Origin of the sequence: Mesorhizobium sp. M1A.F.Ca.IN.022.06.1.1 (genome assembly GCF_003952605.1) — a bacterium.
Lineage (GTDB): Bacteria > Pseudomonadota > Alphaproteobacteria > Rhizobiales > Rhizobiaceae > Mesorhizobium.
Window position 1 is genome coordinate 465,821 of record NZ_CP034455.1, and the last position, 14,263, is coordinate 480,083.

11 protein-coding genes are annotated in these 14,263 nt (G+C 66.4%); 6 read left to right on the top strand and 5 right to left on the bottom strand.

The features are described from left to right. Positions 1-25: 25 nt before the first annotated feature. From EJ078_RS02280 to EJ078_RS02300, 5 genes are all read left to right on the top strand, one after another. Positions 26-1,162: an efflux RND transporter periplasmic adaptor subunit gene (locus tag EJ078_RS02280; protein ID WP_245459068.1), complete on the top strand. Its 1,137-nt coding sequence runs from the start codon at positions 26-28 to the stop codon at positions 1,160-1,162. 2 nt (positions 1,163-1,164) lie between these two features. Then, the gene (locus EJ078_RS02285; protein WP_164757266.1) at positions 1,165-2,745 is read left to right on the top strand and encodes an FAD-dependent monooxygenase; all 1,581 of its coding nucleotides are present in this window, start codon (positions 1,165-1,167) and stop codon (positions 2,743-2,745) included. Positions 2,746-2,863: 118 nt separating this feature from the next. Next, complete coding sequence (locus EJ078_RS02290) at positions 2,864-5,968, top strand: efflux RND transporter permease subunit (RefSeq protein ID WP_275955119.1); 3,105 nt, start codon at positions 2,864-2,866, stop codon at positions 5,966-5,968. Positions 5,969-6,046: 78 nt separating this feature from the next. Continuing rightward, the gene (locus EJ078_RS02295) at positions 6,047-6,460 is read left to right on the top strand and encodes a hypothetical protein (protein WP_067324856.1); all 414 of its coding nucleotides are present in this window, start codon (positions 6,047-6,049) and stop codon (positions 6,458-6,460) included. A gap of 30 nt (positions 6,461-6,490) precedes the next feature. After that, the gene (locus EJ078_RS02300; protein ID WP_066996527.1) at positions 6,491-6,823 is read left to right on the top strand and encodes a hypothetical protein; all 333 of its coding nucleotides are present in this window, start codon (positions 6,491-6,493) and stop codon (positions 6,821-6,823) included. 112 nt (positions 6,824-6,935) lie between these two features. On the opposite strand, the gene EJ078_RS02305 is transcribed toward EJ078_RS02300, so the two are convergent. Further along, positions 6,936-8,429 carry a winged helix-turn-helix domain-containing protein gene (locus EJ078_RS02305; protein WP_127403616.1) on the bottom strand — a complete coding sequence of 498 codons (1,494 nt, stop codon included), beginning with the start codon at positions 8,427-8,429 and terminating at the stop codon, positions 6,936-6,938. 148 nt (positions 8,430-8,577) lie between these two features. Here EJ078_RS02305 and EJ078_RS02310 point away from each other — a divergent pair, with 148 nt between their 5' ends. Continuing rightward, complete coding sequence (locus EJ078_RS02310; RefSeq protein ID WP_127217083.1) at positions 8,578-9,411, top strand: AraC family transcriptional regulator; 834 nt, start codon at positions 8,578-8,580, stop codon at positions 9,409-9,411. 165 nt (positions 9,412-9,576) lie between these two features. Here EJ078_RS02310 and EJ078_RS02315 read toward each other — a convergent pair whose 3' ends face one another. The 4 genes from EJ078_RS02315 to EJ078_RS02330 all read right to left on the bottom strand — a co-directional run bounded on the left by EJ078_RS02315 (position 9,577) and on the right by EJ078_RS02330 (position 14,241). Beyond that, positions 9,577-10,512 carry a bifunctional helix-turn-helix transcriptional regulator/GNAT family N-acetyltransferase gene (locus EJ078_RS02315; RefSeq protein WP_127217084.1) on the bottom strand — a complete coding sequence of 312 codons (936 nt, stop codon included), beginning with the start codon at positions 10,510-10,512 and terminating at the stop codon, positions 9,577-9,579. A gap of 117 nt (positions 10,513-10,629) precedes the next feature. Then, the gene (locus EJ078_RS02320; protein ID WP_127403615.1) at positions 10,630-11,766 is read right to left on the bottom strand and encodes an alanine racemase; all 1,137 of its coding nucleotides are present in this window, start codon (positions 11,764-11,766) and stop codon (positions 10,630-10,632) included. Next, positions 11,763-13,043, bottom strand: a complete 1,281-nt coding sequence (locus EJ078_RS02325) for a D-arabinono-1,4-lactone oxidase (protein ID WP_127217086.1) — start codon at positions 13,041-13,043, stop codon at positions 11,763-11,765. Before EJ078_RS02325 ends, EJ078_RS02320 begins: the two co-directional genes overlap by 4 nt. Positions 13,044-13,056: 13 nt before the next feature. Further along, positions 13,057-14,241, bottom strand: coding sequence for an MFS transporter (locus EJ078_RS02330; protein WP_127403614.1), 1,185 nt, complete (start codon positions 14,239-14,241; stop codon positions 13,057-13,059). Positions 14,242-14,263 lie beyond the last annotated feature (22 nt).

Here is a 14,263-nt window from a genome sequence, read left to right on the forward strand (position 1 = left end):
CCGCAACCTTGGTCATGGAGACAACATGATTGCACTTTTTCATAACAGGCCGCTGCGGCGCCGCCTTGTCGCCGGATCGATCGCCGTTCTTGCCTGCGGCGGCGCCATGGTCTGGCACGGCGCCAGAAGCGAGGCCTCGAACGTGAAGCCCGCCGCAGCCGAGACAAAGCTTGTCAAGGCCATCGCGGCCGTCCCGATGCTCAGCGCCGATACCCGCATCGCCATCGGCGAGATCCGGCCGAGGCTAGAAAGCGACCTCGGCTTCCGCGTGTCGGGCAAGCTGCTCGAACGCGTCGCCGAGATCGGTTCGACGGTGAAGAAAGGCGAGGTGCTGGCCCGCATCGAAGACCAGGACTATCGCAACCGGCTCGCCAGCGCCGAGGCCGATGTCGCGGCGGCACAGGCCGTGCTTGTCGAAGCAAAAGCTGCGGAGGCCCGGATCGGTGCGCTGCTCGGCAAGGGTTTTACCACCCGAGCCAATTATGACGCGACACTGAAGAATCTGCGTTCGGCGCAGGCCAAGCTCAAGTCGGCGAACATCGCCTTCGAGATGGCCAAGGACCAACTCGGCTATACCGAGCTGCATGCGGAATTCGACGGCATCGTCACCGCCACCGGTGCCGAAGCCGGCCAGTCCGTCAATGTCGGACAGATGGTGGTGCGGGTTGCCGATCCCGAGAGCCGCGACGCGGTGTTCTCGATCGCCGAAGCTGTCTTCGCCAACGCGCCCGATACGAAGCACCCGCCAAAAGTGACTGTCTCGCTGCTCAGCAATCCGGCAATCACCGCGGTCGGCACCATCCGCGAAATCGCACCTATGGCCGACGCCGCGACCCGCACCTTCCAGGTAAAGGTCTCGATCGAGAATGCGCCCAACGAGATGCGCTTCGGCGCAAGTGTTTCCGGCCGCGCCGAGATGGGCGGCGCGCCGGTCATGGTGCTGCCGGGCAGCGCGCTGTTCGACAAGGACGGCAAGCCGGCCGTGTGGGTCGTGTCCGCCTCGTCGGCGGTGGAGCTCAAGCCGGTCACGGTTGCCCGCTACGAGACCGACCGTGTCGTGGTCAGCGGCGGCCTCGCCAAGGGCGATCTGGTCGTCACCGCCGGCGTGAACCGGCTGCGGGAACGCGAAAAAGTGCGTATCGTTGAAGGAGAGGAAAAATGACCATGTCCAAGACAAAGGTCCTGATCGCCGGCGCCGGCCCGACCGGGCTGACGCTCGCTCTCTGGCTGACCAGGCTCGGGGTCCCGGTCCGCATCTTCGACAAGGCCACCGGTCCGGGCGAAACCTCGCGCGCGCTCGCCGTCCAGGCGCGCACGCTGGAGTTCCATCGCCAGATCGGCATCGTCGAGGACATCCTTGCCGAGGGCATCCGGCTGGAACGGCTTACGTTGCATACGCCGGCCGGCGTCGCAGCGCGGCTGCCGCTTTCCGATTTCGGCCGCGGCATCAGCCCGTACTCCTTCGCCTTCGCGCTGCCGCAGGATATCCATGAACGCGTGCTGATCACGCATCTGGAACGCGCCGGCGTCGAGGTCGAGCGCGGAACGGAGCTCGTTGCTTTCCAGGACAAGGGTGACGCGGTCATCGCGACTCTTTCGCGGAACGGCAAGACCGAGACCGTCAGCGCAGCCTATCTTGCCGGTTGCGACGGCGCCCGCAGCACGGTTCGCCATGGGCTGAACATCGGCTTTCCGGGCGGTACCTACGAGCAGGCCTTCTACGTCGCCGACGTGAAGGGCACGGGCAACGTCACCCGCAATGGCATGGACACGACCATCAGCACCTATGGCTTCGCTATCGTGATGCCGGTCCGGCAGTCGGGCTCGCTGCGCCTCATTGGCATCGTGCCGAAGGCGCATGAGGCCGACGAGACGATCAGCTTCGAGGCGATCCGCGCCGATGTCGAGCGCGACACCGGCGTCACGGTCGAGGAGGTCAACTGGTTCTCGACCTATCGCGTCCATCATCGCGTCGCCGAGCGCTTCCGCGCCGGCCGCGTGTTCCTCGTCGGCGATGCCGGACACATCCATAGCCCGGCCGGCGGCCAGGGCATGAACACCGGCATGGGCGATGCTGTGAACCTCGCGTGGAAGCTAGGCGCCGTGGTGCAGGGCCGTGCCGATCCGCGCCTGCTCGACAGCTACGAGCCGGAGCGCATCGCCTTTGCCCACAAGCTGATCGAAAGCACCGACAAGGTGTTCCGCTTCATCACCAACCGCTCGCGACTGGTCGGCCTGTTCCGGCGTTACGTGATGCCGAAGGTCATGAACATCGGGCTCCACACATCGTTCGGGTCTCGCGCATTCTTCGGCGTGATCTCGCAGACGGCGATCGAGTACCGCGCCGGGCCGATCAGCTCGGGCATGGCGGGCAGGGTCAGCGGCGGCGACCGCCTGCCCTATGTCGCCGGCAACGTCATGGGCGCGGGCGGCGACAATTTCGAGCCGCTGCGCTCGCTCGACTGGCAGGTCCATGTCTATGGCGAGGTCAATTGCGATTTTCGGGCGATGCTCGCACCGACAGGAATTGCAGTGCATGCGTTCGCCTGGACAGACGCAGCCGGGAAGGCCGGCCTGCAGCGAGACGCAGCCTATCTGGTGAGGCCGGACGGCCATGTCGCGCTCGCCTCGCCAGTCCAGGAGGCAGCCGCCTTTCAGCGCTATCTCGCGGGCCTCGCCATCAGGCCGAGAACCGCCGAGCGCGCGCCTTACCGTGTGCCGGGCACCATGCACAGCCTGGCCTGAATTGCGACAGTGCCCGCCAAGCGGCGGGCGCTGACCGAACCCAAACCGTCATTTGTTTTGGCCAGCCGGCAGGCGCCGGCGGAGCGCGCTTGCGCGCGCCCTGAAAAGGAACCGCATCATGACCAGCTTCAATCTTTCCGAATGGGCGCTGCGGCACCGCAGCTTCATCGTCTACCTGATGATCGCGGCCGCCCTTGCCGGCCTCTACGCCTATGGCGGCCTCGGCCGCGAAGAGGACCCGCCCTTCACCATCAAGACCATGGTGGTGAAGACGATGTGGCCGGGCGCCAGCACCAGCGACACGGTGGAGCAGATCACCGATCGCATCGAGAAGAAGCTCGAAGAGCTGCCGGACCTCGACTACGTCAAGAGCTACACCAAGCCCGGCGAATCCGTCGTCTTCGTCAACCTCAAGGACACGGTGGCCGCCGACCAGGTGCAGCCGCTCTGGTACCAGGTGCGCAAGAAGCTCGACGACATCAAGCCGACGCTGCCGTCCGGCGTGCAGGGCCCGTTCTACAATGACGAGTTCGGCGACACCTATTCGCTGATCTACGCGCTCACCTCCGACAGCCTCAGCCATCGCGAGTTGAAGGATCTCGGCACCAGCCTGCGCGCCGGGCTGCTGACGGTGAAGGACGTCGCCAAGGTCGACCTCATCGGCCAGCAGGACGAGAAGATCTATCTCGAATTCTCGACGCAGAAGGTGGCGGCGCTCGGCCTCGATGTCGGCACGCTGTCGCAGGCGCTGCAGGCGCAAAACGCGCTGACGCCGAGCGGCACGGTCGATGCCGGCCCCGAGCGCATCGCCATCCGCGTCTCCGGCAGCTTCACCTCCGAGGAAAGCCTCAAGGCCATCAACTTCTACGCCAACGGCCATTACTTCCGGCTGGGCGACGTCGCCGAGGTCAAGCGCGCCTATTCCGACCCGCCGCAGCCGATGTTCCGCTTCAACGGCAAGCCTGCGGTCGGCATCGCCATCTCGATGACTTCGGGCGGCGACGCGCTGGCGCTGGGCGAGACCGTCAAGGAGAAGATGCATGAGATGCAGGCCGAGCTGCCGCTCGGCGCCGAGCTCGGCCTGGTCGCCGACCAGTCGCATGTGGTGGAAGAATCCGTCGGCGAGTTCACCAAGAGCCTCGGCGAGGCGATCGCCATCGTGCTCGCCGTCTCGCTGCTGGCGCTCGGCTGGCGTCCCGGCGTCGTCGTGGCGGTCGCCATCCCGCTGGTGCTGGCGATCACCTTCGTCACCATGGAGTATTTCGGCATCTCGCTGCAGCGCATCTCGCTCGGCGCGCTGATCATCGCGCTCGGCCTGCTGGTCGACGATGCCATGATCGCGGTCGAGATGATGATCTCGCGCATGGAGGAAGGCTACGACAAGATCTCGGCCGCCACCTATGCCTACACCTCGACCGCCTTCCCGATGCTCACCGGGACGCTGGTGACGATCGCCGGCTTCGTGCCGGTCGGCTTCGCCAAGAGCGGCGCCGGCGAATACTGCTTCTCGCTGTTCGCTGTCGTGGCGATCGCGCTCGTCGTCTCGTGGGTGGTCGCGGTGCTGTTCACGCCGCTCACCGGCGTCTTCCTGCTGCCCGATCGCATCAAGGGTCATGGTGGCAGCCATCAGCCCTCGCGCATCGGCCGCGGTTTCCAGGCGCTGCTCGAGATGGCGATGCGGGCGAAGTGGCTGGTGCTGTCGGCGACGGCCGGACTGTTCGCGCTCTCCGTCGTGGCGATGGGCTTCGTCGGCCAGGAGTTCTTCCCGAAGTCCGACCGGCCCGAGGTGATGCTCGACCTCACCTTGCCGCGCACCGCTTCGATCAAGTCGACGGATGCCGTGGTCGAGCGCGTCGAGAAGCTGCTCGCCGCCGATCCAGATATCGACCACTGGAGCTTCTATGTCGGCCAGGGCGCGGTGCGCTTCTACCTGCCGCTCGACGCACAGCTCGCCAACGACTTCTTCGCCCAGGCGGTGGTCGTGACCAAGGGCCACGCCGTGCGCCAGGCGGTGATCGACCGGCTGGAGAAGCAGCTGTCGACCGGCTTCGACGACGTCATGGCCCGCGTCACGCCGCTGGAGCTCGGCCCGCCGGTCGGCTGGCCGCTGAAGTTCCGTGTCAGCGGTCCGGATCCGGACAAGACGCGCGGCCTCGCGCAGCAGTTCGCCCAGGTGCTGGGCAGCGACGCCTCGGTGCGCAACATCAACTACGACTGGAACGAGCCGGCCAAGGTCATCAAGGTCGATGTCGACCAGGACCGGGCGCGCGCGCTGGGCATCTCCTCGCAGCAGCTATCGGAGACCATCAACGCGGTGCTCTCCGGCTCGAAGATCACGCAGATGCGCGACGACATCTACCTCGTCGACATCGTTGCCCGCGCGGTGGAAACCGAACGTGCCAGCATCGACACGCTGCGCGGCCTGACGATCAGCGCGTCCGGCGGACGGCGGGTGCCGCTCGAGCAGGTGGCGAAGCTCACCTACCAGACCGAGCCGCCGCTGATCTGGCGCCGCGGCCGGCTGCCGACCGTGACCGTCCAGGCCGATGTCGCGCCGGGCGAAAATGCCACGCTGGTCACGCGGCGGCTGGAGAGCGCCATCGCCGCCTTCAAGGCGGAACTGCCGGCGCGCTACAGCGTCGAGCAGGGTGGCGTTATCGAGGACAGCGCCAAGGCCCAGGCCTCGATCTTCGTGGTGTTCCCGCTGATGCTGTTCATCATGGCCACCGTCCTGATGGTGCAGCTGATGAGCTTCCAGCGCCTGGTGCTGGTGCTGCTCACCGCTCCGCTTGCGATCATCGGCGTCGCCGGCGCGCTGCTCCTCTCGGGCGCTCCGATGGGCTTCGTCGCGATCCTCGGCGTGATGTCGCTGATCGGCATGGTGATCCGCAACTCGGTGATCCTGATCGCGCAGATCGACCAGCACATCGCCGCCGGCGAGGAACCATGGGCAGCGGTGATCAGCGCCACCACGCATCGGTTGCGGCCGATCCTGCTCACGGCGGCGGCCGCCATCCTCGGCATGATCCCGATCGCGCCGACGGTGTTCTGGGGGCCGATGGCCTATGCGGTGATGGGCGGCCTCTTGGTGGCGACCGTGCTGACGCTGGTTTTCCTGCCGACGCTCTACGTCACCTGGTTCGGCATCAAGGCGCCGGCTGAGAGCACCCCCGCGGCCGAACCGACCGCGGCCGCAGCCGAGCCCCGGCCGCTGGTGGCCTGAGCGTTGCCTCCTCCCAGCAGCCACGGCGGCCAACGCCGCCGTGGCGACCTTTATCACCCAAAACGGAAAGGAACGATCATGACACCCTTCTTTGGAAATCTTCTCGTTCGCGTGAATGCCGGCTTCCTGGTCCTTGCTTCCGCAGGCGGGCTCGCCACCGACATTGCCGGCTCGTTCTTCGGGCGCGGGGCTGAAGCCGTGCTGCTCAACAACGCACCCGGCACCGGCATCGGCTTCATCGAGGCGCACGGGCTGGCCCTGATCATCGGCGTGACGCTCTGGCGCATCGCCTACTCCCGCAACTGGCACGCCGTGCTGGCTGCCGTGCATGTGCTGCTCGGAACGGCCAACCTTCTGTTCTGGCAGTTCTTCATCGCCGCCGACGTGCTTGTCGTCGGCTACGTAACAACCGCGGCGCACTGGCTGTTCGTGGTTGCTCACCTGGCGGCGCTGACGGGTTCGACCCGGCTGGCCGCTTCATCCTCCCACTAGAACTGAACACCAACCTCAGGAGAAACGAAAATGCCTGTGAAATCTTTCAGGAAAATGCGCTCGGCCGCTGCGTTGCTCGCCATCGGCCTCGCCGCCGTCGAGATTGTCGGCATGGCCGTGCCGGCCCTGTCGCTGGTCGGTACCGCCGAAGCCCGCATCGGGGCGCCCTGGACACCGCACAGCGCCGCGGGCGTCGCTCGGCGCGCCACGACATGGCGTGTGCTGAGGCACACCACCGCCTGGGTCGCCACGCTGCCGGCAGGCTGCGTTCGCACCAAGGTCAACGGCTTCGACGTCTGGCGCTGCGGCCGGACCTACTACCGGCCCTATCAAGGCCGCTACATCGTGGTCGTCGTCGATTGAGGCGGCTCGGGCACAGCCCAAAGCGCGTCGCGCTGAAACGGATTCGGGCGACGCGCTTTAGGTTTTTGTTTTGATATCCCAGAACCGCTGCACACTTCCGGGGCGAGATGTTTTAGCCGAGGGCAAGCCTGACGCCTTCGCAGAGATGCTCGGCATCGGCCGGATTTTCGAACGGCACGCCGTGCAGCGCATAGTCGAGCGGCGAGAAGGAAGCGCCCTCCTCGATGAGGGCGATCTGCCGCCGCGCCTTGTCCCTGTCGCCCATCTGGGCATAGCAGGCGGCCAGCCTCGTCCTGATCCAGGGCGCCGGCCGCGTCGCGAGCTCCAGCGCTTCCGCCGCCTGCCGATATTCGCCCATCATGTAGAGCGCCAGGGCGCGGTCGAACTGGTACCAGTGCGGATGCAGCGGATCGATGCGAATGCCGCGCGCCAGCCAGGTCAGCGCTTCGAGCGGCCGGCCGCGCATGGTGAGCAGCATGCCCATCTGCTCGATGCTGTCGGCGTCGTACGGGTTGAGCTGCAAGGCGATGCGCATGTGATGCTCGGCCGCCTCGTGATCGCGCATATAGAGGCGGATCAGCGACTGCACGCGGTGGCCGGTCGGCTGGTCGGGCGACAGGGCCAGCCCTTTGTCTGCAAGGTCGCGCGCATTTTCCAGGACAGCATCGCTGGCGCGCCCGAACTCGCCGTCCAGGGAGCGCGCCAAAGCGAGATAAGAATAGGCAAGCCCGTAATTCGCATCTTTTGCGATCGCCGCCTCGAACAAGGCCTCGGCGCCGCGTTGGTCGGTCTGAGCGGGATCGCGCAGCAGCGCGAAGCCGCGCAGCAGGAGCTCGTACGCGGCAAGGCTGGTCACCGGCTTGCGCGAGGCCTGCTCGAGGCCGGCGTTGGTGACCCGCGTGACCAGGCGGCTGACGATCTGCTCGACGATGTCGCGCTCGATCGCGAACAGGCCGGCGCCCTGTGACTGGTAGCGGTCGCCCCAGAGCTGGCTGGCGCTCGCGATGTCGACGAGGCTGACGGCCACTACGACATGCTCGCCCTGGCGGCGCAGCGAGCCCTCCACCAGATAATCGGCGCCGATGCGAGCGCGGATCTGCGGCCACTCCGCGCGGCCGAAAGAGGCGAAGGAAAAACTTGAATTGCGCGCCAGCACCGTCACGGTGCCAAAGCGCGCCACGCCGTTGATGAGATCCTCGGCAAAGCCGTCGACCATCGCCTCGTCGGCCGGATCGCCGCTCTCGTTGCGGAAGCGCACCACCGCCACGATCGGCTGGCTGCTGATCTCGGGCGCCGCTTCGGCTTCTGCGGCAAGCATATAGCCGCGCTTGGAGACGGTGCGCACCATGTCCTCGCCCAGCACCTTGCGGATCTCGCGCACCGACTGGGTGAGCGAATCCTCGGTGACATAGACGCCGGGCCAGACGACATCCATCAGCTCCGACTTCGGCACGACGCGGCCCATATTGCGGGCGAGATGCGAAAGCAGCGCGTAGGCTTTCGGCCGCAGGAACAGCGGCTCGTTGATGCCGCGCAGCGTTCCCTTGGCGAGGTCGAGCGTGAACCCGCCAAATCGGAACACCTGATCGGCCGTCGCCGTCGTCATCGGGACACCCCTTCGCGCGTGCCGTTAGTGCCAAGTCGATTCCACTCGACCCGGCATGCGCGTCGCTATTATTGCTCACTGCGCAATTTCGATCAAACTGCCTGTCGGAGCGCCGACTAGTGTGGCCGCGCCAAATGCGAGGAGCCGTATGAACCCGACCGAGAAAGCGCTGTGGTTTGTCGAAAGCCATCTGCCGGATGCGATTTCGCTCGACGATGTCGCGGCAAGCAGCGGCGTGTCGCGCTTCCATGTGACGCGCGCCTTCGGCGCCGCCACCGGGCGGTCGGTCATGGGCTATATGCGGGCGCGGCGGCTCAGCGAAGCGGCGCGCAAGCTCGCGGGCGGCGCGAGCGACATCCTGGCGGTCGCGCTCGATGCCGGCTACGGCTCGCATGAGGCTTTCACACGGGCCTTCCGCGACCAGTTCGGCACCACGCCGGAACTGGTGCGCGCTGGAGGCTCGACCCAAAACCTCGACCTCGTGGAGCCCATCCTCATGGACAGTTCGCTTCTCACCGCGCTCGAGCCGCCGCGCTTCGAGACCAGCCGGGCGTTTCTCATCGCCGGGCTCGGCGAGCGCTACAGCTGCGCGACCAGCGCCGGCATCCCAATGCTGTGGCAGCGCTTCGGACCCTATATCGGCAACATTCCCGGCGAGGTTCCTGACGTCGCCTACGGCGTTTGCACCAATGGCGACGATGCCGGCAATTTCGACTATGTCGCCGGCGTCGAGGTGTCGGATTTCTCCGATCTGCCGGAGGATTTTTACCGGGTTCGAGTGCCGGCGCAGAAATATGCCGTGTTTGCGCATCGCGAACACATCTCGACCATCCGACGCACGGTCAACACCATCTGGAACAAGTGGCTGCCTGCATCCGGACATGAGATCGCCGACGCCCCGGACTTCGAGCGTTACGGCCCCGAATTCGATCCGCGCAGCGGCAATGGCGGGCTGGAGATCTGGGTGCCGATCGAAGGTTGAGACGCTGCCCCTCTCCTTCTCCCCTTGCGGGAGAAGGTCTCGCCGAAGGCGATGGATGAGGAGTGTTCCAGCGGAGTGAGACGCCGGCGTCCCCTGGAACATCCCTCATCCGTCTCGGCGCTGCGCGCCGATCCACCTTCTCCCACAAGGGGAGAAGGAGAGGTGCTAAAGCTCCAAGTTCCAGGTCTGGCCGACAAGATCCTTGCCGAAGGAATGGTGGCGCTCTTCCTCGGCCAGCTTGAAGCCCGCCGCCTGGTAGATGCGGCGGGCCGAGCCAAGAATGTCGTTGGTCCACAGCGTCAGCGTCTTGTAGCCCTTGGCGCGCGAGAACGCGATGCACTCGTCTACCAGCCGTCGGCCGATGCCGAGGCCGCGCGCCGACGGCTCGACATAGAGCAGCCTGAGCTTCGCCACCTTGGGCGACTTGCGCATGACGAAAACCGAGCCGACCACCTCGCCTTCGCGCTCGGCGATCCAGCTGCGCTCCCATTGCGGAACGAAGTTCTTGACGAACTCGCCAAGGATCTCGGCAACCAGCGCCTCGTAGGTTTCGTCCCAGCCATAGTCCTGCGCGTAGATGAGGCCCTGGCGATGCGTGATCCAGCCGATGTCGCCGACCTGCAGCGGCCGCAGGATATAGGGAACTTTGGGTTGGGGTTTGTCGCCGAGCAGGTCCTGCACCGTGCGCATCGCCTTGACCAGCCGCTCCTGATCGGTCGGCGCCAGGCGATCGAGCAGCGCGCGCACCTGGTCGTGCGAATCCTGGTCGAGCGGCGCGAACGCCTCCCTGCCCGCGGGCGTCAGCGCGATCGAGGACCGCCGCGCGTCGGCCTCCGTGGCGGCTCGTTCGACCAGGCCGCGCTCCTCGAATTTTTTCAGCAGCCGGCTGACATAGCCGGGGTCGAGACCAAGGTCGCGCACCAGGTCGCTGGCGACCAGCCCGTCGCGATGGGCAAGCTCGTAAAGCACGCGCGCCTCGGTCAGCGAGAACGGGCTCTTCAGGAGGCCTTCGTCGAGCAGGCCGATCTGGCGGGTGTAGAAGCGGTTGAAGGCGCGCACGGCATCGATGCGCTTGTTGCCGGGGTGATCGTGGATGGTCATGGGGAGTTCCTCCTGTCGCGGACAGGATCGACCAATTAGTTGACTTAGTCAAATAAATTTAGGCCGACGGGACAGAGGGGGCGCGAAGGATCGCGACGAAGACAGTTGGGGCGCCCGTTACCCCATCGGCAGTACCGGCCAGGACTCGACGATGCGCCCACCGGCAAACACCGCGAGCGAGCCGAAATGCTGCAGCACCGCCTCGCTCTGCGTCGGCCGCAGGAAGGCGTAGTCACCGGGCTTCACCTCCGCGCCCGCCGGCAGTCCCATGAACTGCTGGTTGGACGACAGCCCGATCAGGCCGTTCGGCTTCATGCCTTCGGGGAACACCGGTTCGGCCATCCACTTGCCGCCATAGAGATAGCAGCCCTTCTTCGGGAAGAGGCCGAGCGCCTTGAGCGTGCGGGAAATGGCCGCCGGGCCGGGCAGCACCGGATCGAGCGCCTTCAGGATCGGCGACGCAATGAAAGCGGCCGGCCGGAAGCCGTCGAGGCCGGGCGTGTCGAAGTCTCGGGGCAGCAGGAAGGCCGAGCCGATCGACACTTCGTTGGCCACGCCGCCGCCATGCAGCAGCGCCGTCTTGGAACCGCCGATGTTGAGGATGCGGCGCTGGTCCGCGTCGAGGGCCGCGACGAACTCGGCAGCCCTCGCCGAGGCCTTTTTCAGCGCGCCGGCCGCGCCGCCGAACAGCCCGGGAATTTCCGGCGCATGCGCCTCATAGGCCATGATGCCTTCGCAGCGCAGGCCCTTCGGTATGGCCAGCGAGCCGATCTCGGTAGGACCGGAAAAGCCGCCGCGATGCAGACCGACATCGACCTCGAAAGCGAAGCGCAGTTGGGTGCCGAACGCTGCGGCGAGCGCACCGTATTCGGACAGGCGCTCCGGCGTGTCGATCAGCCAGCAGACGCGCGACCACCAGTCGGCGCCGCCTCTAGCCAGCGCCGCTTTCGCAGCACCCACCGGCATCGGCTTGCCGTAGAGGAGATCGCCCGCGGGAAAGGCGTCGAGCACCGCCTGCGTCACCGGCGGATGGAAGGTCATGAAGCGGCCGGTTTCGAGCGACTTGGCGATATGCGAAAGCAGCGGCAGGCAAGGCAGCGACTTGTCGACCAACCGCACGGCAAGACCCGGCGCCAGCCTCTGCTTCACCAGCGCGATGTTGGCGTCCAGCCGGTCGCGGTCGAGCACCAGGCAGGGCCGAAAGATCTCGGCGGCCTTGAGCGCCTTCGACAGCTCGGCGAAATAGGCGCTCATTGTTGGATGCCGAACAGGCCGGCCATATAGGGCGACACGAAGCGGTTCCCAGGATCGATGTCGCGGCGCACCGCCATTGCGTCGTCCCAGCGCGGATAGAGTTTCTTGAAATCCGCCGCCGTCAAGCTGTGCATCTTCCCCCAATGCGGCCGCCCGCCATATTTGCGGAAGATCGGCTCGGCCGCGCGCATGAAGGGCAGCGGATCGTTCGCCGCGTCGTGATGGATGGCGATCGAGCAGGTCAGCCTCCTGTGGAAGGGCGAGAGCCAGAATTCGTCCGGGGCGACCGAACGCACCTCCATCGGGAAATAGACTTCCGGGAAATGCTTTTCGGTCAGCGCGATGATCTCGGCCAGCGCCCGGGGACCGTCCTCGTAAGGCAGGTGGTACTCCATCTCGTTGAATTTGGTGCGACGGTCGCTGGCGTAGACGTTGAGCCAGTCCTGCACATAATCCTCGGCCGGCACCTTCTTGACCGCACCCTTGATCAGCGCCCGGCGGAGCGCCGGCAGCCGGCGCAGCACGGTGCGCAGCTTGCGCAACGTCGCCAGGCCCTCCTCGTCATCCTCGGTCGGCCGCGACGTCGGCGTTGCGTCGCTGAGATCGCTGGCGATGAACTGCGCATAGCCGGAAAACGGGATGTAATAGAACTCTGCCGAACGGTGTGCGCCCATCATCGTCTCGAAGTCGCGCAGCATTTCGCCGATCGGCAACACCCATTTGCGGCGCCGCAGCCGGTAGGTCGGGATGTTGTTCATCGTCACTTCGGTGAGCACGCCGAAAGCGCCGAGCGCGACGCCGGTGGCATGGATCATATCCTGGTCGCCCGCCCGGCTGTATTCGCGCAGCTTGCCTTGCCCGTCGACGAACTGCACCGTCTCGAGCTGCGTATGATAGGCGCCGAGCGTCGGGCCGGAACCATGCGTCGCGGTGCCCAGCGCGCCGCCGATCGCTTGCTTGTCGATGTCGCCCATATTGGGCAGGCCCTGGCCGATGTCCTGCAGGATGTGCATCAGCGCGCCAAGCCTTGTCCCCGCCCTCAGGCGTGCCCGATTGGCTGCGGCGTCATGCGAAACCAGCCCCTCGATCTTCGCCAGCGAGATGATGGTGCCGTCGGACTGCACCAGCGGCGTGAAGGAATGGCCGGCGCCGGCGACGCGCAGCGGACCGGGCGCGGAACGCACCAGATCGGCCAGCTCGCCGACATCGGCTGGCGTGCCGATCAGCTTCGGCGCGGCGTTCACGAAACCCGACCAGTTGCTCCAGGCGTTTGCCATGGTCACCTCCCGCTCAGGCTGGAACGCGGCGCCCGGCAACCAGCACGAAGACGCCGAGCAGCGCCACGCTGGCCAACGCGCTTGCCGCGGCGAATTCCGGCACCGGCCGGAAATTTTGGCCGTCGATCAGCAGCGAAGCGGCCACCGGGCCGATGGCGAGGCCGAAGAGCTGCGCCGCCGGCACAAGCAGTACCGCATTGCGCGTCTCGTCGGCGGTGATCGCCAGCCGGATCTGGTAGGGCACGATGAAGAGCAGGATGAAGCCCATCACCAGCGCCACCGACCAGAAGACCGAAAGCCCAGGGCCGGAAGCGAGCAGCACCGAGCTGATCGTCGCGATGGCGCCGATGACGGTGATGGCGAAGCGGTAGTCGATGCGCGCTTCGAAGACAGTGGCGGTCATGGCGCCCATGACCTGCGCGGCGAGGCTTGTCGAGACCATCAGGCCGACGGTGCGGCCGTCTATGCCGAACTCGGCGCCGAGCGGCTCCAGAAATGCCCAGACGGCGCCGAAGAACATGAAGTAGCAGAAGATCGACAGCAGCGCCGTGATCGCCGGCACGGTGAGCACATTGGCAAAATGCTCGTCCTTCGGCAGGTCGACGTAGTCGTCCGGCACGATCCACGCGACGACGAGCGACAACAGGCAGACAACGCCTAGCGCGACGAAGCCGCCGGCCGCGCCCGCGGCAGGCACCGCATAAAGCGCGAGCAGCAGCGCCAGCGCGCATTGCGCCAAGGTCTGCAGCGTGACGAAATAGCCGCCGATGCGCTCGGCCCGGCGCGAGCGGGCGATCAATTCGGTCGCCACGGCGACCAAGCCACCCTCAGCAAGCCCGGCGAGCGTGCGCGCCCCGATCAGCGCATTGGAACTCATCGCATAGGCGGTCCAGAAATTGGCGAGCGCCAGCAGCACCAAAAGCGCGGCGCTCTTCCAGCGCATGTTGCGCGCCGGGAGGAGCATGGCCACGATCGCCGAGCCGATGGCGATCGCGATCATCTCGGCGGTGGCGACCAGTGCCAGCTCGTCACCGGTGACATGACCTTCGCTGTAGAGCGCGCCGAGCAGCACCGGCTGCAAGCCCAGGATGAGCAGGCCGACCGAGCCGATCCAGAGCGCCGCGGCGAGTTGCAGGCCGGTCGGGTTGCCGACCAGCCAGTCGCCATTTTCCGCATGCGCGGCATCGGTTGCAGTCACGAGGCGCCCTCCCTTGCAGCCC